Below are 21,884 nucleotides of genomic sequence, written 5' to 3' on the forward strand. Positions count from 1 at the left end.
ATAATTATACACTGAGAAGCCTCCAGGAATCAAACTCCTTGGGGGCTTTTTTATTTATCTTTGTTTTATGAATGAAAATTTAGATGCTAGCGGGGATAATCTTTCAAATCAGGATCAGGAAGTAGAAAGAGCCTTAAGACCCCTTTCTTTTGATGATTTTGCAGGTCAGTCTCATGTGTTAGAAAACCTGCAGGTTTTTGTTAAAGCGGCCAATTTACGTGGTGAAGCGCTGGATCATACCCTTTTCCATGGTCCTCCAGGACTGGGAAAAACAACCTTAGCCCATATTCTGGCCAACGAATTACAGACAGGTATTAAAATCACCTCCGGTCCTGTTATAGATAAGCCTGGGGATCTCGCAGGTTTATTGACCAACCTGGAGCCGCGAGACGTCCTGTTTATCGATGAGATTCATAGGTTAAGCTCTGTGGTTGAAGAGTATCTGTACTCTGCTATGGAAGATTTCAAGATTGATATCATGATAGAGTCTGGGCCCAATGCCAGAAGTGTGGAAATCCATCTAAATCCTTTCACACTAGTGGGCGCCACAACGCGCTCAGGTTTGCTTACAGCACCTATGCGGGCCAGGTTTGGTATTTCCAGCCGGCTCGAATATTATACAACCGAACTCTTAAGCGACATTGTACTTAGAAGTGCGTCTATACTTGGCGTGTCCATCACCACTGAAGCAGCTATCGAAATTGCAGGCAGAAGTCGAGGAACTCCAAGAATTGCTAATGCTTTGCTGAGACGAGTAAGAGATTTCGCTCAGATAAAAGGGAATGGTAAAATCGATATGGAGATTTCCAAATACAGTCTTAAAGCTTTAAATGTAGATGCTTTTGGGCTGGACGATATGGATAATAAAATCCTGCTTACCATCATAGAAAAATTCAAAGGAGGTCCGGTAGGGCTCTCAACCTTATCTACAGCGGTAAGTGAAAATGCAGAAACCATTGAGGAAGTTTACGAGCCTTTTCTGATTCAGAAAGGCTTTATCAACAGAACTCCACGCGGCAGAGAAGTAACCGATACTGCCTATAAACATCTTGGAAAGCTTAGAGAAAGCAAACAGGGTGGCTTATTTTAATCAAATGATATGTATAGTCTTAAACAGCTTCCGGAAGTCCCTTTTATAGAATTTTTTAAACATGCGGGTAGCATTTTAAAAAATCCATTACCCTTTCATCACAAAAATTTTGAAGCTCTAGGCGATACCTTCAGATTGAATTTGGGCCTTGGTAACTCCGTGGTGTTTTCCAGAGATCCGGAATTTGCGATTTATGCCTTGAGGGACAACCAAAAAAACTTTAGAAAAACAGAAATCCAAACCAAGGATTTAGCCAAATATGTGGGACATGGATTACTGACCGCGGAAGGTGAAAACTGGAAATTTCAGCGGAAACTGATTCAGCCTGCGTTTCATAGAAAGAACTTGTACACGCTTTTAGACTTTATGGTAGAGGCTATAGACAAGGAACTGCATCGGATTGAAGTGGATAAAACCATAGATATTTTCCCCGTGTTCAATGATCTGGCCTTTAAAGTGGTGGTGAAAAGCTTATTCAGCGATGCCATAAATTCAGAAGAAATTTCAAGATTACAGTTTATAACCGAGGAAACTCAAAAAATGCTGGTCAAGGAATTAAGGCAGCCTTATAAAAAGTGGTGGTTTACACTAAGTGGTGAACTCCGGCGTAATCTAAACTTAAGTCAGGAAGCTAGAGATTTGCTATTAGGCATCATCAAAAGGAGGGAAAACGCTGACCAGGAAGGAAAAGACCTTTTGGATATGCTGATGGCTTTAAGGTATGAAGACGGCTCTAAAATGAGCGAAGAGCAACTCATCGATGAAATTCTCATCCTGTTTATAGCAGGACATGAAACCACATCCAATGCGCTGTCGTTCACGATCCAGCTGATTGGTCAAAAGCAGGAGGTTCAGGATAAGTTGGTGTCAGAAATCCGGGGCTTGGGAAGCTCGTCTTATTTTGATATCCTAAAGGAAAGTCAGTATACACAGCATGTGATTGAAGAGTCCATGCGCTTATTTCCGCCGGTATATTTTATCGACCGGCAAAACATCGAAGCCGATGTCTTTAAAGGTTTTGAAATTCCTAAGCATACCAACTTGCTGTTCTCCGTCCATCAGATTCATAGAAATGCAGAAAACTGGGAAAAACCTACCGAGTTTAAACCGGAGCGTTTCGCCGAGTCCAGGAGTGTAAGTGATTTTTATTTTCCCTTTGGAGCAGGGCCGCGCAAGTGTATTGGGAATAACTTTGCGATGTATGAAATCACTTTAGCCATTCACCGACTTTTAAAAACCTATAGGATTGAAGAGGTGAAACCTGAAATCGAAATTCAGCCTTTGATAAGTCTGAAGCCTAAGAATGCCTATGTAAAATTCTCAAAACGATAACCTATCACACCAAAAGAAAACTATAGCAAACTCATCAAAGCTGAAGCGGAACGCTTGGGGTTTTTGTCGTGTGGGATATCCAAGGCAGAATTTCTGGAAGAAGAAGCGCCGCGACTGGAACACTGGTTGAAGCAGAATGCTCACGGGGAGATGCAGTATATGGAAAATCACTTCGACAAGCGTCTGGATCCTACCAAACTTGTAGAAGGTTCCAAAAGTGTGATTTCCCTGCTGTACAATTACTTTCCGGCAGAAACCCAAAGAGAGGATACCTATAAAATCAGCAAATATGCTTACGGCAGAGATTATCACCACGTCATCAAGTCCAAACTGAAGGAAATGATGCATACCCTCAATGCGGAAATCGGTGAAATAGGCGGACGAGCTTTTGTGGATTCTGCCCCTGTTTTAGAAAAAGCCTGGGCTGCCAAAAGCGGACTTGGCTGGGTGGGAAAACACTCTAATCTATTATCCAAACAAACCGGTTCGTTTTACTTTATTGCTGAATTGATTTTGGACATCGAACTGGAAACCGATACACCTGTTACAGACCACTGTGGAACATGTACCAAATGCATAGACGCCTGTCCTACCGATGCCATTTATGAACCTTATAAAGTAGATGGCAGCAAGTGTATTTCTTATTTCACGATAGAACTGAAAAACGAAATTCCCACGGGCTACGAGGATAAATTTGAAGACTGGATGTTTGGCTGTGACATCTGCCAGGATGTATGTCCCTGGAACCGTTTTAGCAAAGCCCACAACGAACCCTTATTCAATCCTCATCCAGATTTGCTTAGCCACGACAAAAAAGACTGGGAAGAAATCACCAAAGATGTTTTCAATGACATCTTTAGAAAATCCGCAGTCAAGCGCACTAAGTTTGAAGGTTTAAAAAGAAATATCAACTATATCCAATCCAGTTAAAGACCTGAATACTAAACTATTAAGCTTTTACCTTTTCTGAAAAGTATGTTGTAATTAAGCTCAAAGTCTATTCAGTAAGCTGTTAGTATTCAACTTTCAATCCTAATATCAGTAAGGATTTGTTTCAAAATAACTCTTAAGGCTTACCTTTGTTTTACGTAATAGCTAAAGTACAATCTGCTTTAGTTGTAATAAAAACACTATGAGTTCACCAAGAAAACGAAGAGAAGCCTTAGTATATCATGCAAAACCAAGGCCAGGAAAAATTGAAGTTGTACCCACCAAAAAACACAGTTCACAGCGCGATTTAGGACTCGCTTATTCTCCAGGTGTTGCAGAACCCTGTAAAGAAATCGAAAAGGATAAGCAAAATGCTTATAAATATACCAACAAAGGGAATCTTGTTGCGGTAATATCCAATGGAACCGCTGTTTTAGGTCTTGGTGATATTGGGGCGGAAGCCTCCAAACCGGTGATGGAAGGAAAAGCCCTGCTTTTTAAGATCTTTGCAGATATCGATGTATTTGATATTGAAGTTGATACTAAAAATATTGATGAATTTATTGAGACGGTCAAAAATATAGCACCCACTTTTGGGGGGATAAACCTGGAAGATATCAAAGCTCCGGAAGCTTTCGAAATCGAAGAGCGTCTCAAAGCTGAATTGCCCATTCCTGTGATGCATGATGATCAGCATGGAACGGCGATTATTTCGGCAGCCGCTCTTTTGAATGCTCTTGAACTTGCAGATAAGAAAATTGATGAGGTACAGGTTGTGGTTTCCGGTGCGGGATCTGCAGCCATTGCCTGTACTAAGCTTTATGTCTTGCTTGGTGTGAAAAAAGAGAACATCCTGATGTTTGACAGTACAGGAATCATCAATAAGGAAAGAGATGACCTGTCTGAAAAGCAAACTGAATTTGCTACCTCAAGAAGCGTTGAGACTCTTTCTGAAGCTGTAGAGAATGCCGATGTATTTCTTGGGCTGTCTGTAGGCGGTGTACTTAAGCCTGAAATGCTTTCCAAAATGGCGTCCAATCCTATAGTATTTGCAATGGCCAATCCAGATCCGGAGATCGATTACGATTTAGCCTTGGAAACCCGGGATGATGTGATAATGGCCACGGGACGAACAGACTATCCCAACCAGGTGAATAATGTTCTGGGCTTCCCATATATTTTCAGAGGAGCACTCGATGTAAGAGCAACTCAGATCAATGAAGAAATGAAAATGGCGGCTGTTAAGGCACTGGCCAGGCTGGCTAAAGAACCCGTTCCTGAGCAGGTCAATATTGCTTACGCAGAAACCCGGCTCAACTTTGGAAGGGATTACATCATTCCAAAGCCTTTCGATCCTCGTCTTATTGCCGAAATCCCACCTGCCGTTGCCAAAGCCGCGATGGAGTCTGGTGTGGCACAAAATCCTATCGAAGACTGGGAGGCTTACAAAGAAGACCTTCTGGAAAGGATGGGAAGTGAAGATAAAATCACCAGACTTCTCATCAACCGGGCGAAGCAAAATCCGAAACGCATTGTGTATGCAGAGGCCGATCATTTAGACGTTCTTAAAGCTGCTCAGCAGGTGTATGATGAAAAGATAGCGACTCCCATTCTCCTTGGGCGAAGAGATGTGATTTTAGAATTGATGCATGAGATTGAATTTGAGGGAGAGGATATCCTAATCATCGATCCAAAGTCTGATGAAGAACGGGAACAAAGGTATCAATACGCAGAGGCTTTATGGAAAAAGAGAGGCCGAAAGGGAGTAACGTTTTACGATGCCAAAAAGCTGATAAGAGAGCGAAATTACTTTGCGGCGATGATGGTAGAAAATGGAGATGCTGATGCGATGTTATCCGGATACTCCAGAGCTTATCCTTCTGTCCTAAAGCCTATATTAGAGTTGATCGGTAAAGAAAGCGGAATTTCCAGTGTCGCAGCTACCAATTTGATGAATACAAAACGCGGTCCAATCTTCATAAGCGATACATCTATCAATATAAATCCAGACGCTACTTTGCTGGCCAAAATAGCACAGATGACAGCCAAAACCGTGAAGATGTTTGGTATAGATCCTGTGATTGCCATGGCTTCCTATTCCAATTTTGGGTCTTCCAAAAATCCCAATGCTTCAAAAGTAAAAGAAGCTGTAGACTATTTGCATAAAAATTTCCCTGAAATTGCAGTTGACGGAGAATTGCAGGTGGATTTTGCGTTAAATAAAAAAATGAGAATGGATAAATTTCCGTTTTCAAAACTGAATGGAAAAAAAGTCAATACGCTTATTTACCCAAACCTGGATTCTGCAAACAGCACCTATAAATTATTGAAGGAGCTCAATAGCGCAGGATCTATAGGGCCTATTTTAATGGGACTCAATAAACCCGCCCATGTCTTTCAACTTGGCGCAAGTGTGGATGAAATGGTAAATATGTCTGCTGTTGCAGTCGTAGATGCCCAGCAAAAAAGCAAGCGAAAATCGGTTTAGAATTGTTTTGGTTGCAGAAGCTTTAAAACGTATTCAGCCTTTAAGTTCTTAACTTAATTTTGTTACATTTGATTCCTAAAATTAAGTTAAGATGATTACTCAGCTTCGAGGGAAACTTTTAGAAAAAAACCCAACACATATCGTTGTAGACTGCAATGGAATAGGGTATGAAGTGAATATTTCACTTCATACCTTTTCGCGTTTAAAAGACGAGGAATTAATCACGATTTATACCCACCTTCAGGTTAAAGAAGATTCACACACGCTTTATGGCTTTATAGATAAAGCAGAGCGCTTAGTGTTTAGGCAGCTCCTTTCCGTCTCTGGAATCGGGGCCAGTACCGCACGCGTCATGCTGTCATCACTTACCTCAGAGCAAGTTATCGAAGCGATTTCTACTGAAGATACAGAGACGATCCAAAGCGTAAAAGGCATTGGTAAAAAAACTGCTCAACGGGTTATTTTAGATCTCAAAGATAAAATGCAAAGCACAGAAGCTTTGACAGAAATTCTGCAGTCCCCAAGTCATGCCAATAAAGAAGAAGCTTTGTCAGCTTTAGAAACTTTAGGCTATACCAGAAAACAATCTGGCAAAATTATTACTAGAATTTGTAATAATAATCCAAATGCAAACGTTGAAGAGATAATCAAACTGGCCTTAAAAAACCTATAAAACTCTTGAAGTTTACTCAAAAAGCTTTTAATCCATCTTTTAGTCCACTCGTATTCCTAGTTTTTATTTCATTGTTAACAGTGAAAGCCTATGCTCAGGAAGAACAAGACTCTATTTCAAAAGGAGCTTCCTTTGGGGAAATAACTATGCCCAACCCTGCAAGTATCATAACAAAATATGAGTATGATGCTGTTTTGGATAGATACATTTATACCGAAAAAATTGGTTCTGTGAATATCAAGTATCCGATAGTTCTTACTCCTGAAGAATTTGAGGCTTTAGTGCTTGAAGAACAAATGAAGGCTTATTTCAAGGAGAAGTCTGATGCAGCTCTTGGAAAGGGCGATGAAGAAAGTCAAAAGAACTTAATTCCGATTTTTTATGTGAATAATTCTTTCTTTCAGTCTGTTTTTGGAAGTGATGAAATCGAGGTAATCCCAAGGGGTTCGGTTGCTGTGGATATGGGGATACTTTATAGCAAACAGGACAATCCCGCGCTCTCCCCTAGAAATCAAAGTAATCTCACCTTCGACTTTAACCAGCAGATAAGCTTGAGCATGCAAGCTAGAGTAGGAACACGGCTTCAGGTCAATGCTGAGTATGATACTCAGTCTACTTTCGATTTTCAGAATCAAATCAAATTGGAATATACTCCTACTGAAGATGATATCATTCAAAAAATCGAGGTAGGGAATGTTCAAATGACCACTAATAGCTCGCTTATTCAAGGTTCACAAAGTTTATTCGGGGTTAAAACGCAACTCCAATTTGGAAAAACGACCATAACCGGAGTCTTTTCAGAGTTAAATTCAGAGCGGCAAAGTGTGAACATTCAGGGAGGCGCAAGAGTTAGAGAGTTCGATAAGTTTGTTCTGGATTATGATGTTAACAGGCATTTTTTCCTGTCACATTATTTTAGAGATCAATACAATACTTCCCTAAATAATTATCCTTTCATCAATAGCAGGATTCAAATTACCAGAATTCAGGTCTGGGTAACCAACAGAACCAATAACTCTCAAACCACTTCCAGCTCAAGAAATATTGTCGCTATACAGGATCTCGGTGAAAGTTCTCCGGAGAATTTGGGTCTTCTTAAAGATAATTCAGGCAATCCCATCATATCGCCAGTTCCTAATTTTATTTTGAATCCAAACGAAAGGCCGAATAACCCCAACAACTTATTCAATCCCAGAGGTATTGGTATAAGAGGTCAGTCTACATTAACCAGTCAAATAAGAGATTTTGCTACTGTACAGCAAGGTTTTGGAGCGGCGCAGCCTTACGTTTCCGAGGGACGGGATTATGCTATTTTGGAAAATGCTAGAGAATTACAACCCAACGAATATTATCTGGATACGCAATTGGGATATATCTCTTTGAATCAGCGTTTAAATAACGATGAAGTTCTCGGGGTTGCTTATGAATATACGACAACTGATGGAAGGGTTTTTCAAGTTGGAGAGTTTGGTAATGGGGGCCCTGCCGCAACTGGAACTCAGGTAAACCCTGAAGTAGAAGGTGAGCAAATAGCACTCAACCAAAACTTGATTGTAAAGCTTCTTAAAAGCCCTGTCACATTCGTTGAAGAGCCAGTTTGGGACTTGATGATGAAAAACTTCTATGATCTGGGGGCCTTAGATCTAGAACAGGAAGGATTTAGTCTTAATATTTTATACGCTGATCCGCAGCCGGTTAATTTTATTAGTCAAGCTCCGGAAAGTTCTATTCCACTCCCGGAAGATGTCAGGGAGACCAATCTTTTGCAGGTATTTGATTTGGATAGATTGAATTTTAACAACGATCCTGTTAATGGAGGAGACGGGTTTTTTGATTTTGTTCCTAATATCACCATAGATCCCCAAAATGGGGTTTTGAAATTTACCAAAGTAGAACCCTTTGGGGAATACCTCTTCAATAAGTTAGATCTTACCCCAGCCTCTGGTCCAGAAAACTATGCAAATCCTGACACTTATAACGATAATCAATCCCAGTACGTTTTCAGAAGTCTTTACAGGACAACCAAAACACAAGCTCAGCAAGAAGGAGCGGAAAAAAATAAATTTCGCCTGTCTGGGCGGTATAAATCTGCGAATGCAGGGGGAATCCCTATAGGAGCCTTTAATGTTCCACGTGGATCTGTAAGGGTTTCCGCCGGAGGAAGAATCTTACAAGAGGGAATCGACTATACGGTAGATTATGAGCTGGGCAGAGTCAATATTCTTGATGAGGCTTTACTGGCTTCTGATATACCAATTGAGGTGTCGACAGAGAACAATGCCGTGTTTGGAAGGCAAACCAAACGGTTTACAGGAATAGATGTACAGCATAGGTTTAGCGAAGACTTGTTGTTTGGCGGAACATTTTTGAATTTGAACGAAAGACCAATCACTCAAAAAGCAGATTTTGGAACTGAGCCCGTAAACAACAGTATTTTTGGGGTTAATTTCAATTATAATACGCAGGTTCCCTTTTTTACCAGGCTGGTCAATAAACTTCCGAATGTTGATACGGATGTAGAGTCCAATTTTTCTCTGAGAGGAGAGTTTGCTTACTTACTGCCAGGCTCACCCCAGGCCAATAATTTTGAAGGTGAAGCTACGAGTTATGTAGATGATTTTGAGGGGTCCCAAACCTCTATTTCAATCATAGATCCAACCGCCTGGAAATTAGCAAGTTCTCCAATTGGATACCGGGGACCTAAGGATGTTGACGGAAATTTCGATGCTAACAACGACTTAAGTGTAAATGATTTTAGAGCAAAATTAAATTGGTACACCATAGACCCTATTTTTTATAGCACACAGAGACCCGGAGATGTGACAGATGAAGACCTGTCTCAATATTATTCCAGGCGTATTCCCATCAATGAAATATTTCCAAATATTGATATTGTTCCAGGGCAAATTCAAACCTTATTCCCCTTAGATCTAGTCTTCAGACCTGGTGAAAGAGGAATGTATAACTATAATCCAGCAGCGAGCAACGATGGAAGACTTCCCAATCCGGAACAAAATTATGGTGGAATAATGAGAGGACTGCAAACCACGGATTTTGAGCAATCCAATGTGGAATATGTGGAGTTCTGGGTCATGGATCCGTTTATTTACCCTGAAAATGCAGGAAATAACGGGGGGAAAGTAGTGCTCAATTTTGGAAGTATCACAGAAGATATTTTAAAGGATGGGAGAAAGCAATTTGAAAACGGATTACCTGAAGATGGCGGAAGTTCAAATACGTTTTCTACCAATTTCGGAAAAGTACCTAGCAATCAGTCTTTGGTTTATGCTTTCGATACAGAAGGACAGGAACGAATTAACCAGGATGTAGGCTTTGATGGATTGATCAATGAAGATGAAGCGACGAAGTTTCCTGATTTTGCCAATTTTGAAGATCCTTCCAATGATGATTATCAATATTATTTAAATAGAGAAGGGGATATCCTGAATCGCTATAGACAATTCAACGGTGCCGAAGGGAATAATCCTGTGATTGTGACCGAAAACAGGAGGGGGAACTCTGTTTTTCCGGATGTTGAAGATGTAAATTTGGATAACACCATGAACACCATCGACAGTTACTTCGAATATGAAGTTCCTGTCTTTCCAAACATGAGTGTAGAGAATAATACAAGTTCTATTGCAGGAATAGATACAGATTATATTACAGACGTTCAGGAAGTCATAGCTACACTTCAAAATGGAGAGCAGATTGAGGCGAGATGGATTCAGTTTAGAGTTCCGCTCAGAACGAATGAGGAATTTGCTTTAGGAGGAATAAGCGATTTAAGATCTGTAAGATTCATGAGGATGTTTATGACAGATTTTGATCAGGAAACTATCCTGAGATTTGGAACACTAGAGCTAGTTAGAGGGGATTATTTCGATTATGATCTACCTATTTTACCGGATGGATCTAACCCCAGAGTTGGCAATACAAGATTCTTTTCGGAAGCTGTAAGCGAAGAGAATACATCCAATTATGTAACACCTCCAGGAGTTTTAAGAGAAGAATTAGTCAACAATAATGTGGCTATAAGAGAAGATGAAAAGTCTCTTGCCTTGAGGGTGAAAGGCCTGGAACCTCAGGATTCTAGGGGCGTTTTCAAAAATTATCAAATAGATATGCGACAATATGAGCGTTTGGAAATGTACCTGCATGCGCAATCCCTGTCGCCCCCCAGCGCTCAACTTCAGGATGATGAGCTGACGGCCTTTATAAGAATGGGCATTGATTTTACCAATAACTATTATCAAATCGAAATTCCTTTAAAAGTTTCAGATCCGCAAGATTTTTCTCCAAGAGGGGTCTGGCCTTTGGAAAATGATTTGAATTTACCTTTAGATCTCCTTCAGCAGATCAAGTCTAGGGTACTTGGAGATGATAACCTGAGTAATCTCGAGCTCAATTACTTTGATAAATCCATGAATCTAGTGGATGGCAGTTTCAATGAAGGAGTCAAAGTTGGAATTATAGGGAATCCAAGCTTTGGTAATGTGAGAGTAATTATGCTTGGTCTAAAAAACTCCAGCAATCGAAACGTTTCTGGTGAAGTTTGGTTTAATGAGCTAAGGCTTTCTGGATTGAAAAATGAAGGAGGCTGGGCAGCAGTTCTAAATATGGACACCAATTTTGCCGACTTTGCCAATATATCTGCAAGCGGTCGAAGATCTACAATAGGTTTTGGAACCATTGATCAAGGCCCAAACCAGAGAAGCAGGGAGAATATTAAACAGTATGATGTAGTCACGGGTTTGAACCTGGGGCAAGTATTACCAAAACAATGGGGTGTCAAAATCCCTGTCAGCTATAGCAGAGGTGAAGAATTAATAACCCCGCAGTTTGATCCAGTATATGGAGATTTGGAGCTGGAAACTCTTTTAGAAAACACGGCCGATGAGGCGAATAGGGCAGATTTTCAAGAGCAGGCAGAAACCTATACCCTTAGAGAAGGCGTAAGCCTTATTGGCCTGCGCAAAGACAGAACCAATGCGGAAAGGAAACCTATGCCGTATGATGTAGAAAATTTCACTTTTTCTGGAAGTTATAATGAAACTAATTACAGGGATTTTCAAATCAAACAGTCATTAGATCAAAATGTGGATGCAGCCTTGACCTATGCCTATAACCTTCGGCCTTTGGAGATAAAACCATTTGAGAATATAAGCCTCTTTAAAAGCCCTTATTTTGCTATTTTCAAGGACTTTAATGTAAATCTACTGCCCAATAGCATTACGGGAGGTGCCAATATAAATCGGCAGTACAATGAGTTGAGGTACAGAGAATTTAACCTTCCTCCCGGAAGTATAGGGACTCCGAAACTGTTTCAAAGAAATTACTTTCTAGACTGGCAGTATGCGATAGATTATAGCCTAACCAAGGCCTTAAATTTTAATTTTAATGCTTCAACAAATAGGATTGTAAGAAATTACATCGATGAAAATAATATTCAGGACAACAGCATTGGTATTTTTGATGACTTCTTTGATGTGGGAATTCCAAACAGGCATTACCAGCAGCTTCAACTCAATTATACGCTGCCTTTTGGTAAAATTCCATTCTTAAAGTTTATTCAAACCCAGTATTCATATACAGGGGATTTCCTCTGGACAAAAGGGTCTGAGATTTTAAGAGACTTGGATGGAATTCCAGATTTGGGGAATTCTGTTCAAAACTCAGCAACTCACCAGATCAATGGAAATTTGAACATGTCAACTCTATATTCATATTTGGGATTGACCAAAAAGAGAATTCAAAATTCAGCTGAAATCAAAAGAAATACAAGCAGAAGACGAGGAGGTGGGGTGAGACAGGCTCAAGATGATAATCAGGGCCGTTCTGCTGAAGAAAGTGTAAGTGAGCTTAGCGCAGGAGATAAAGCTTTGAACACGCTTATAGGACTAGTAACAGCTTTGGGTAGAGTACAGATAAATTATTCTGAAACCAAAGGAATCTTTTTGCCGGGCTATACCAATGATGTTGGGTTTGGAGGGACTTTAAAACCAACAGCAGGTTTTACGTTTGGAAGTCAAAATGACGTCAGGAGAGAAGCGGCCAGGAAAGGCTGGCTTACGATGTATCAGGATTTTAATGAACAGTATACAAGTACCGATAACCAGCAACTCGATATCCAAGCGGGATTGAAACTTTTGCCTGGTCTGACTGTAGATTTGATTGCGAATAGAATGTATTCTGAGACGTATACAGAAAACTTTAAGGTAGATCCTGGAACTATGGCCTATAGTTCTATCATTCCAAATACCTTTGGGAATTTCAGTATTTCGGCCAACATGATGCGTACTTCTTTTAGCACCAGTACCAGTGATTTTTCTGAAAATTTTGAACAATTTAAAGAAAACCGGCTAAGTATAGCCTTCAGGCTTTCAGAACAGGCAGGTATTGATTTAAATAACCCTGATAATATTGATGAGAATGGTTTTCCAGTGGGATTTGGCAGGACCAGCCAGGCCGTATTACTCCCCTCTTTTTTATCTGCTTATACCGGAACCGATGCAGAAAGTGAAAATTTAAGTCCATTTAGAGACCTGCCTATTCCGGGATGGAAGCTGCAGTATACCGGTTTGATGAGACTGACCTGGTTTAAGGAAAATTTCAACCGGTTTTCAGTACAGCACGGGTACAGATCAACTTATACGATAAATCAATTCCAGTCCAATTTAGAATATAACAGAAGAGACCCTTATGGAGATTTCAACAGAGATGCAGATGGAAACTTTAGACCGGAATTTTTTGTTTCGAATGTGAATCTTATAGAAGAGTATAGCCCCTTGGTTAAGTTGGATTTTGAAATGAAAAACTCACTGAGCATCCTTGCTGAAATTAGAAAAGACAGAGCTTTGTCATTGAGTTTCAATAACAACCTATTGACCGAAATGCAAGGTGATGAGTATGTTGTAGGAATAGGGTATAGAGTAAAAGACCTTACCATAGTTACTCAATTTGAAGGTAACCGTCGGGTTTTAAGTAGTGATTTGAATATTAAAGCTGATGTTTCTCTGAGAAGAAACGAAACAATTATAAGAAGTCTTGATGTGCTGAGCAACCGTGTAACCTCAGGTCAGGACATTTGGTCTATAAATTTTGTCACGGATTATGCATTTACTAAAAATTTAACGGCGTTATTTTTCTACGATCATGTATTTTCGCAAAACGCAATCTCGACGATATTTCCTCAAACTACAATTAGGACAGGAGTAACCTTGAGATATAATTTTGGAAATTAAAAACAACTTAAAATGAATGTACCAAATAATTTAAAGTACACAAAAGATCACGAATGGATTAAAATCGATGGAGAAACTGCAACCATAGGTATTACTGATTTTGCTCAAAGCGAACTTGGAGATATCGTATATGTTGAAGTCGAAACCATTGGTGAGACTTTGGACAAGGATGAGGTATTCGGAACGGTAGAAGCTGTAAAAACTGTATCTGATCTGTATTTGCCACTTACAGGTGAAGTTCTTGAATTTAACGAAGAGCTCGAAGATGAGCCAGAAATGGTAAACGAAGAGCCTTACGGGAAAGGATGGATGATCAAAATGAAAATTGCAAATCAGGACGAGGTAGACGAATTAATGGATGCAGAAACTTACAAGTCTCATATTGAATAGCAAAATGCTTTTGCCTATTGCTATATTTTGTACGCTTATGATAGGATATCTATCCTTAGCAGACATAAGTAGCCTGCCAAAACTTAAAGTTGAATATGAAGATAAGTTCTATCATTTAGCGGCTTATTTTCTGTTGAATACCATTTGGTTAATAGCATTGAAGCCTTTTACATCGAGAGGCTTCAAATCAAATATCTTAATTTCCTTAGGAATTCTTACATTTGGCATTGTTATTGAGATATTTCAAGAACTTTTGACCGATATAAGGGTCTTTGATTATTATGATATTTTATCCAATAGCATTGGAATAATTTTAAGTTATCTGTGTTTTCAATTCTTCGGGAAAAGAATTTTTGAAAATATAAATTCAAAGTGAAAGTAGATTTCATTTTTTTTATACTTTAGTAACCTATTTAAAATAAGAATATGGAACCAAAAAAGAACCCAAAAAAAGATCTTACTAAAAGAAGTCTTTTGTTTTTTCAGATTGGCCTTGTAGTTGTTCTTGCAATTACTTTGACTATGATAGAATGGAAAACTTACGATAGAGAAGCCATTGATACTGGCATTGTAGATCTTAACATGCTTGAAGAAGAAGATGTGCCTATTACAGAAATACAAAAAACCCCACCACCCCCACCTCCACCACCACCCCCAGCTCCTGAAGTAATTGAGGTTGTTGAAGATGATGCAGAAGTTGAGGAGGTGATCATAGAATCTACGGAAACCGACCAAAACGAAATCGTTGAGGTGGAAGAGGTAGAAGAAGTGGAAGAAGAAATAGGTGATGTCCCTTTCGCTGTTATCGAAAGTGTGCCTATTTTTCCAGGCTGTGAAGGCTTGAACACCAATGATGAGCGTAAGCAATGCATGAGTAAGAAAATCAGTGAATTTGTCAATAAAAATTTTGATACTGGTCTTGCTGCAGATTTGGGCTTAAGCGGTATCAATAGAGTTTATGTTCAATTTAAAATTGATAAAAAAGGCAATATTGTGAATGTTGCTGCGAGAGCGCCTCACCCAAGACTTCAATCTGAAGGTGAACGTGTGATTAAAAAATTACCTAAAATGAAACCTGGACAACAGAGGGGTCAAAATGTTGGCGTGCTTTATTCGCTGCCTATTACTTTTCAAGTACAGGATTAATTTCTTTTAAATATAGTATCAAAATCCCGAATATCATATTCGGGATTTTTTTTATTGCTATTTTTAAATCACATTTGTATTGTTTTTCAATCTCCTTATTATGAAATTTCTTCCTTTTGTTTTGGCTTTATTTGGTTTTATGGCTTCAGGACAAAACTTTGTTTCCAAAACAGAAAACTACCCTACTTTTCCAGCCTGTGAAACTGTGCTCAAGTCGGAAAAAGAAACTTGTTTTAAAGAGCAGCTTAAGTCCTTTATTCTTTCCAATTACCAGGAACCTGCTGTCATTTCCTCTGAAAACTATACAGGTTTAGCTACAGTTATTTTTGAAGTAGATACTGAGGGTGAATTTCAAGTGCTGTATGTGAATTCAGAATACAAGGTTTTAAATGAAGAGCTGGAAAGAGTTTTTAAGGCTTTGCCGGAAATTTCACCTGCTACGTATAATGGCGCTCCAACTTATGTGCAGTTTAGAATGCCCCTTCAAATACCCCTAACAGAATCCTCATTTCAAAAGGAAGCTATTCAAAAGGAAAAACCCTTAGAAAGTTATCAAAGCGAATACGAAAACATACAAACAAAAAAATTCACTTATCCACAATACAACAGTGGCTTAAACATTCCGCTCTCTCACGAACTTTATAATAGGTTTATACCCCATATGGATAAGATTGGTACAAATGCCCATACAGCTTCCAAACCCTACAGTTATACTGAAATAAAACCTTATTATAATTTAGAAGAACGAAATCAGGATCTGTTTTACGACAAAGAATCTTGGTTTGGAAGAAAATTTTTTAACGAAAATACAGTTCAAATCCAAGGAGAAAATTACTGGTTTACTTTTGATATTGGGGCAGACTTGCAGGTTGGGAGAGATTTTGAAGGCGAAATAACTACCTATAACAATACCCGAGCTGGTATTCTACAGGCTGGATTGGGTAAGAAATTTAACGTTTATACCGTGATTTATGAAAGTCAGGGAAAATTTGCGGGCTATTTCAATGATTTAGCTATTGATAGGGGCAGAGCTAATACCTCTCAGGTTAGTATTCCTGGAAGAGGTATAGGAGAGCCGTACAGGGATGGTTTTGATTATCCCGTGGTAGAAGGCTATCTTTCTTATGACCTTGCAGATTTTATGAATATTCAGTTTGGTCGAGGGAAAAATTTTATCGGTGACGGATACCGCTCCTTGTTTTTGAGTGATACTCCAAGCCCTCACGCCTATTTTAAACTGAAAACAAATTTTTGGAAATTTGAATACACAAATATCTGGTCATCGCTAAGAAATCCTAATACAACCACTGAAGGCGGTGCGTTTCTGACCAAGTATATGGCTACCCATTATTTGAGTTATAATGTCACTAAACGTTTAAATATTGGATTATTTGAATCGGTTTTGATTGAAAGTGAGCCTAATCGGGGATTCGATTGGAACTTATTAAATCCCGTATTATTTTATAATATGGTGGAGTACAGTACAGGATCAAGATCCGGCACATCTTTAATAGGCCTGAGCTATAAATACAAATGGACTGATCGCATCAATAGCTATGGTCAACTTATCATCGATGAGTTTTCTGTAGATGAAGTACGGGCGGGAAATAAGAGTTGGACCAATAAATTTGGATTCCAAATGGGTGTAAAATATGCGAATGCATTCAATGTAAATAACCTTTTCTTTCAGTTGGAATATAACCAGGTTAGACCTTACACCTACTCTCATAATACATTAACTGTTCATTATACGAATGACAACCAACCTTTGGCTCATCTCTGGGGTGCGAATTTCAGAGAATTTTTATTCATCACACGCTATAAAAAAGATCGGTTTTATGGTCATGCAAAATTTATTTTCGGAGAGCGCGGTTTTGAAACCAACGCAGATAACAATCCTTTTTATGGCACAGATTTACTGGGTGATGAGAGGCTGAGAATTGCAGATGAAGGCATCACAATAGGACAGGGGAACAGGGCTAATTCCTATTATGGAGAATTTGAAGCCGGTTTCATTGTGAATCCAACGACCAACCTTAAAGCCTATATTAGTCTCATACATCGTAAGCTTGATGTTTCCCAAAACACAGCGCTCAACTCTGACAGAACGACCACCTGGTTAAATCTTGGCTTCAGAACAGATATCTTTAATTGGTATTATGATTACTAAGTTAATTCTTAGTAAACATTAACGAACGTCTGCTTCCTAAAAAAAACTTTTTAACCGTATCTTCGCAAAAATTTTGAGTATTGTCCAATTCCTTAGTATATACACACTTATTTTCCTGGATACAAGACTTCAAAGAACTTACAAAATTTAGACTGGCACTAAGTGTTGTATTTTCTTCAATAGCTGGGTATTTACTGGGAATAGACGAATTCCATTTTGGAAATTTAGTCCTGCTAGCTTTAGGAGGTTATGCCATGGTTGGCGCTTCCAATGCGTTCAATCAGATTATAGAAAAAGACCTGGACGCTAAAATGAAAAGGACCAAAAACCGCCCTATTCCTTCGGGATCTATGAGCGTGAATACGGCTTTTGCTATCGCTTCATTACTCACTGTAGTTGGATTATTGCTGCTTTTTGTGATTAACCCGATTACTGCGATGTTTGGGGCTATCTCCATTTTTCTTTACGTCAGTGTTTATACCCCTCTTAAAACGATGACACCCCTCTCTGTTTTTGTGGGGGCTTTTCCTGGAGCTATTCCCTTTATGCTGGGTTGGGTAGCAGCGACTGGTTCTTTTGGAATAGAAGCAGGCACCTTATTTATGATTCAGTTTTTCTGGCAGTTTCCCCATTTCTGGGCTTTAGGCTGGTGGTTATATGACGATTATAAAACGGGTGGTTTTTTTATGTTGCCGACAGGGAAAAGAGATAAAGGGACAGCTATTCAAATTATACTTTACACGATTTGGACACTTATAGTTTCAGTAGTACCAGTACTGGGAATTACAGGAGATCTAAAACTCTCCATTGTTTCTGCAAGTTTAATATTCATTCTTGGACTGGTGATGTTGTATTATGCGATAAAGCTTTTTAAGAACAGAGAAACTAAAGATGCTAGGCAGCTTATGCTGGCAAGTGTGTCCTATATCACTTTAATACAAATAATTTACGTTTTAGATAAATATATAAGATTATGGCTTTAGACGAGAAACACAAACGAGCGCGGATGATGATGATGTGGTTTGGCATCATAAGTATGGGGATGATGTTTGCAGGTCTTACGAGTGCCTACGTCGTAAGTAAAAACCGTCCGGACTGGCTCACCGATTATCAGTTGCCAGAAGTTTTTATCTGGAGCACACTGGTGATCTTTATAAGTAGCATCACTTTTCATTTGGCTAAAAAATTTACTGCTGAAGGCGATTACAGCAGGTCTACTGCTATGATTGTCGCTACTTTTATTCTGGGCGTTTCCTTTGTTGTTATGCAATTCATCGGTTTTAATGAAATCGTGGAAGCCGGCTATTATTTTACCGGAAGTGCCAGCAGCATTACCATGTCCTTTATATATGTCCTGGTTATGGCCCATGTGGTTCACGTACTCGCCGGGCTTATCGTGCTTTGTGTCGTAATTTATAATCATTTTAAAAAGAAATACTCGAAAGGGAATATGTTGGGAATGCGGTTGGGTGTTGCTTTCTGGCACTTCGTAGACGGGCTCTGGCTTTACCTCTTTTTGTTTTTATATTTCTTTAGATAATGATAAAATTGTCTATTTTTGTTCAATATTAATATTTGATTTTTATGGAAGCTACTACCGTTGCGAAAACAGGTACCGAAGGAAAAATTTGGGGAGGAGGAGAACAACCTCTAAAAGCAAGTTATGGAAAATTGATGATGTGGTTTTTTATCAGTTCTGATGCACTTACATTCTCAGGTTTTTTGGCAGCTTATGGTTTTACCCGATTTAAATATATCAATGAATGGCCTATTGCAGATGAGGTGTTCAATCACTTTCCCTTTTTACATGGGGTAGATGCACCTATGTATTACGTGGCTTTGATGACCTTCATTTTGATTCTTTCTTCCGTAACCATGGTTCTTGCTGTGGACGCTGGTCATCAGATGAATAAGAATAAAGTCACCACCTATATGGCCTTAACCATTTTGGGAGGTATTATCTTCTTAAGTGCGCAAGCCTGGGAGTGGAAAAACTTTATTCAAGGCGAATATGGAGCCGTGCAAACTAAAAGCGGTAGAATTATTCAGTTTGTAGATGCAGATGGAGAGCGGGTCGCTCTGGATGATTTTGCTTCAGCGGCACCGGTTACCAGAACAAAACACATAGAGAATAAAGGCGTATGGTTTAGAGGTGAAGATGGATATAATCCTTTATCCATCGAAGATGTTAAGACCGGTTTTGCTGCAAACCCCAACCTCCGAGTAAGGACCATGGAAATTGTTTCACCTGGTGAAAAAGAAATACTAAACCGGGAAAATTCTTTAACAAAATTGAACACCTCAGGTGTAAATGTTGTTGAAGGGGCTAATATGAAAGAAAATGAATATGGTGCTCCATTATTTGGCGACTTTTTCTTTTTCATTACCGGTTTTCACGGATTTCACGTCTTATCTGGAGTCATCATTCTCATCATCGTATTTTTTAACGTCCTGGTAGGCACTTACGAAAAAAGAGGGAGTTATGAAATGGTAGAAAAAGTAGGACTTTACTGGCACTTTGTCGATTTGGTCTGGGTATTTGTATTTACCTTTTTCTATCTCGTATAATTTATTAAACTTTTGAATTTATAATCTAATGGCACACGATACAACGCACGGAGAACACTCAGGAGCAAAAAAAAGAATCTGGCAAGTCTTTATCATCTTGTCGGTATTAACCATAGTGGAGGTTGTTTTAGGTATTTTCAAACCAGACTTCCTGGTTTATAATGACTTGGTTTCTTTAACCCTGCTCAACTGGATTTTTATTATTCTTACCATTGTTAAAGCCTACTATATTGTCTGGGCTTTCATGCACATGGAACATGAAACGGCAAGTTTAAGACGAGTAGTTGTCTGGACTGCTGTTTTTCTTATCAGTTACCTGATAGCTATCTTATTGATTGAGGGCGATTATATCCATGATATTTATGAGAACAGCTACATGACGTGGGATTTCTAAAAAAGAAAGGTTAAATATATTTCAAAAGGCGGTTTCATAGAACCGCCTTTTTTAATTTTGCAAATATTTACATTATGAAAAAGTACATTGTTCTTACGGTCTTATTTGTACTCCCGCTGGTGGCTTATTTGTTTTTTTCTAGTGGAATCAATTCTTTTGGGAAACTCCCTGTTCTTAACGAAGACCTGTCGGTTTTGAAGACCTTTGAAACCGAAGAGATCACCTTTGACAATAAAATTACGATTCTTACTTTTTTTGGAAATGATTTCAACATCAAGAAAGTCCACGCTTTCAATATGAAGGAAAAAATTTATGACCGTTATCACGAATTCGATGACTTTCAGGTGGTCACGGTAACGGGATTAGATTCTGAAGAAAATATCGAAACCTTCAAAAATGAAATCAATAGCACCTCCGATGCCTCCGAATGGTTATTTCTGAAACTCGAAGATGAAAAAATTCAGGACTTATTCAACAGCCTGGATTCAGATCTGAAACTGGATGATAAATTATCTTCTAATTATGCCTTTATCATCGATAAAAAAATGAATTTAAGAGGGCGCAGCGATGATGAGGATGAAGGCACCAAATACGCTTATGATCTCAGTAATATTAAAGAGGTAAGCGACAAGATGAACGATGATGTAAAAATCATCCTGGCTGAATATAGATTCGCTCTTAAAAAAAATAATGCACAAAGGCAGAAAAATTGATGAAGAAGTATTCTTACGTAGGTATATCGCTGGTGGTTTTAGTGTTCGGAATTTGGGTGGTGAGCGAAATATTATCCCGAAATTCTGAAGAAAGCCTGGTTTATATCGAAATTGATGGCGAGCGCAAAAAAGTGCCTGAATTTGAGTTGATAAATCAAAATAAAGATACGATCTCCAGCGAAGATTATTTAGGCAAAGTCTATGTTGTGGAATTCTTTTTTGCTACATGTCCAACGATATGTCCTGTTATGAACGAAAACTTACTTGAAGTTCAGGACGAGTTTTATGGCAATATGGATTTTGGCATAGCATCCATCACTATAAATCCGGAACATGATACTCCGGAGGTTTTAAAGGATTACGCCGAAGAACTGGGGGTAAAGCACCCTCACTGGAACTTCTTAACAGGAGATAAAAATGAAATCTACACCTTAGCTAACCAGGGGTTTAATATATATGCTCAGGAATCTGAAAATGCGGAAGGAGGATTTGAACATTCAGGCTTTTTTGCCTTAATAGACCAGGAAGGCTATATCCGAAGCAGAACGGATGAGGCAGGAAATCCGATAATTTTTTACCAGGGCTCAGTGCCAAGAGATGAAACGTCAGGGGAGAGCCATGAAACCCAGCAGATAGATATGTTAATAGAAGATATTGGAATCCTTTTAAAATGAAATCAGACCGATTCAAATAATCCGTGAACAGATGTTGTAAGGATTGTTTTAATCATTAAATGTCACCCTATA

At 39.0% G+C, this 21,884-nt stretch carries 16 protein-coding genes; all 16 read left to right on the top strand.

The window, feature by feature from the left end:
* Positions 1–67 precede the first annotated feature (67 nt).
* Positions 68–1,090 (top strand): Holliday junction branch migration DNA helicase RuvB, encoded by a 1,023-nt coding sequence (gene ruvB, locus BLP81_RS02285; RefSeq protein ID WP_093365187.1) that lies wholly within the window; start codon positions 68–70, stop codon positions 1,088–1,090.
* A 9-nt stretch (positions 1,091–1,099) separates the two neighbouring features.
* A complete protein-coding gene (locus BLP81_RS02290; RefSeq protein WP_093365189.1) occupies positions 1,100–2,422 on the top strand; it encodes a cytochrome P450 in 1,323 nt (440 codons plus the stop codon).
* 3 nt (positions 2,423–2,425) lie between these two features.
* On the top strand, positions 2,426–3,352 hold the full coding sequence (gene queG / locus BLP81_RS02295; RefSeq protein ID WP_093365191.1) for a tRNA epoxyqueuosine(34) reductase QueG: 927 nt from the start codon (positions 2,426–2,428) through the stop codon (positions 3,350–3,352).
* 202 nt (positions 3,353–3,554) lie between these two features.
* Positions 3,555–5,840 (top strand): NADP-dependent malic enzyme, encoded by a 2,286-nt coding sequence (locus tag BLP81_RS02300; RefSeq protein WP_093365193.1) that lies wholly within the window; start codon positions 3,555–3,557, stop codon positions 5,838–5,840.
* A gap of 91 nt (positions 5,841–5,931) precedes the next feature.
* Positions 5,932–6,513: a Holliday junction branch migration protein RuvA gene (ruvA, locus tag BLP81_RS02305; RefSeq protein ID WP_093365195.1), complete on the top strand. Its 582-nt coding sequence runs from the start codon at positions 5,932–5,934 to the stop codon at positions 6,511–6,513.
* Positions 6,514–6,578: 65 nt separating this feature from the next.
* Positions 6,579–13,757: a T9SS outer membrane translocon Sov/SprA gene (sov, locus tag BLP81_RS02310; protein WP_449421129.1), complete on the top strand. Its 7,179-nt coding sequence runs from the start codon at positions 6,579–6,581 to the stop codon at positions 13,755–13,757.
* A 12-nt stretch (positions 13,758–13,769) separates the two neighbouring features.
* Entirely contained in the window at positions 13,770–14,147 is a 378-nt protein-coding gene (gene gcvH / locus BLP81_RS02315; protein ID WP_093365199.1) for a glycine cleavage system protein GcvH, read from the top strand.
* Positions 14,116–14,523, top strand: a complete 408-nt coding sequence (locus tag BLP81_RS02320) for a VanZ family protein (protein WP_176752668.1) — start codon at positions 14,116–14,118, stop codon at positions 14,521–14,523. The genes gcvH and BLP81_RS02320 overlap by 32 nt, the downstream gene beginning before the upstream one ends.
* 50 nt (positions 14,524–14,573) lie before the next feature.
* Positions 14,574–15,293, top strand: coding sequence for an energy transducer TonB (locus tag BLP81_RS02325; RefSeq protein WP_093365203.1), 720 nt, complete (start codon positions 14,574–14,576; stop codon positions 15,291–15,293).
* 100 nt (positions 15,294–15,393) lie between these two features.
* Entirely contained in the window at positions 15,394–17,463 is a 2,070-nt protein-coding gene (locus BLP81_RS02330; RefSeq protein WP_093365205.1) for a gliding motility protein RemB, read from the top strand.
* 80 nt (positions 17,464–17,543) lie between these two features.
* A complete protein-coding gene (gene cyoE, locus BLP81_RS02335; RefSeq protein ID WP_093365208.1) occupies positions 17,544–18,446 on the top strand; it encodes a heme o synthase in 903 nt (300 codons plus the stop codon).
* Entirely contained in the window at positions 18,437–19,003 is a 567-nt protein-coding gene (locus BLP81_RS02340; RefSeq protein WP_093365211.1) for a cytochrome c oxidase subunit 3, read from the top strand. The genes cyoE and BLP81_RS02340 overlap by 10 nt, the downstream gene beginning before the upstream one ends.
* 44 nt (positions 19,004–19,047) lie before the next feature.
* Positions 19,048–20,031 carry a cytochrome c oxidase subunit 3 gene (locus BLP81_RS02345; protein WP_093365215.1) on the top strand — a complete coding sequence of 328 codons (984 nt, stop codon included), beginning with the start codon at positions 19,048–19,050 and terminating at the stop codon, positions 20,029–20,031.
* 28 nt (positions 20,032–20,059) lie between these two features.
* Positions 20,060–20,425: a cytochrome C oxidase subunit IV family protein gene (locus tag BLP81_RS02350; protein WP_093365218.1), complete on the top strand. Its 366-nt coding sequence runs from the start codon at positions 20,060–20,062 to the stop codon at positions 20,423–20,425.
* Positions 20,426–20,499: 74 nt separating this feature from the next.
* Positions 20,500–21,138, top strand: coding sequence for a hypothetical protein (locus tag BLP81_RS02355; protein ID WP_093365220.1), 639 nt, complete (start codon positions 20,500–20,502; stop codon positions 21,136–21,138).
* Positions 21,138–21,812 carry an SCO family protein gene (locus BLP81_RS02360; RefSeq protein WP_093365223.1) on the top strand — a complete coding sequence of 225 codons (675 nt, stop codon included), beginning with the start codon at positions 21,138–21,140 and terminating at the stop codon, positions 21,810–21,812. The genes BLP81_RS02355 and BLP81_RS02360 overlap by 1 nt, the downstream gene beginning before the upstream one ends.
* Positions 21,813–21,884 lie beyond the last annotated feature (72 nt).

It is taken from the genome of Psychroflexus sediminis (genome assembly GCF_900099815.1).
Lineage (GTDB): Bacteria > Bacteroidota > Bacteroidia > Flavobacteriales > Flavobacteriaceae > Psychroflexus > Psychroflexus sediminis.

What these genes read in the sequence shown, in the direction of transcription:
- ruvB (WP_093365187.1), top strand. Translation starts at nt 68, where the DNA reads ATGAATGAAAATTTAGATGCTAGCGGGGATAATCTTTCAAATCAGGAT.
- BLP81_RS02290 (WP_093365189.1), top strand. Translation starts at nt 1,100, where the DNA reads ATGTATAGTCTTAAACAGCTTCCGGAAGTCCCTTTTATAGAATTTTTT.
- BLP81_RS02300 (WP_093365193.1), top strand. Translation starts at nt 3,555, where the DNA reads ATGAGTTCACCAAGAAAACGAAGAGAAGCCTTAGTATATCATGCAAAA.
- ruvA (WP_093365195.1), top strand. Translation starts at nt 5,932, where the DNA reads ATGATTACTCAGCTTCGAGGGAAACTTTTAGAAAAAAACCCAACACAT.
- gcvH (WP_093365199.1), top strand. Translation starts at nt 13,770, where the DNA reads ATGAATGTACCAAATAATTTAAAGTACACAAAAGATCACGAATGGATT.
- BLP81_RS02320 (WP_176752668.1), top strand. Translation starts at nt 14,116, where the DNA reads ATGCAGAAACTTACAAGTCTCATATTGAATAGCAAAATGCTTTTGCCT.
- BLP81_RS02325 (WP_093365203.1), top strand. Translation starts at nt 14,574, where the DNA reads ATGGAACCAAAAAAGAACCCAAAAAAAGATCTTACTAAAAGAAGTCTT.
- BLP81_RS02330 (WP_093365205.1), top strand. Translation starts at nt 15,394, where the DNA reads ATGAAATTTCTTCCTTTTGTTTTGGCTTTATTTGGTTTTATGGCTTCA.
- BLP81_RS02340 (WP_093365211.1), top strand. Translation starts at nt 18,437, where the DNA reads ATGGCTTTAGACGAGAAACACAAACGAGCGCGGATGATGATGATGTGG.
- BLP81_RS02345 (WP_093365215.1), top strand. Translation starts at nt 19,048, where the DNA reads ATGGAAGCTACTACCGTTGCGAAAACAGGTACCGAAGGAAAAATTTGG.
- BLP81_RS02350 (WP_093365218.1), top strand. Translation starts at nt 20,060, where the DNA reads ATGGCACACGATACAACGCACGGAGAACACTCAGGAGCAAAAAAAAGA.
- BLP81_RS02355 (WP_093365220.1), top strand. Translation starts at nt 20,500, where the DNA reads ATGAAAAAGTACATTGTTCTTACGGTCTTATTTGTACTCCCGCTGGTG.
- BLP81_RS02360 (WP_093365223.1), top strand. Translation starts at nt 21,138, where the DNA reads ATGAAGAAGTATTCTTACGTAGGTATATCGCTGGTGGTTTTAGTGTTC.